This is a genomic window from Salinimicrobium oceani (assembly GCF_012037645.1).
On sequence record NZ_JAAVJR010001271.1, the window covers coordinates 1 to 335 of the forward strand.

The window sequence follows — 335 nt, forward strand, 5'->3', positions numbered from 1 at the left end:
GAGGACAGATCAAAACGGCCTTATGACCTTCAAAGGAAAAGATTATACTCCTAAAGCTTTCGTCAAAGACAAAGAAGTAAGGGAAGAATTCCGTAGAGATCAATATCTGGGAGATTTTAAGACAACAGGGGTTTTCGTGGAACTCTACTGTCGTGACCATGAATATATCGACGGGGACCGGGTAAAAATAAGCATTAACGGGATTGTTATTGACGCAAACAATCTCCTGGGAGGAACTTTTACTCCTATAATGGTGAGGCTGGATGACGGATTGAACAATATCGAATTTGAAGCGCTCAACCAGGGAACTTCAGGCCCCAATACTGCAGAACTTC

Annotated in this window: 1 pseudogene; it reads left to right on the forward strand. The window is 42.7% G+C overall.

Annotated elements, in window-relative coordinates:
• Positions 1-22: 22 nt before the first annotated feature.
• Positions 23-335, forward strand: a pseudogene (locus HC175_RS21790) (hypothetical protein); the annotation flags it as partial.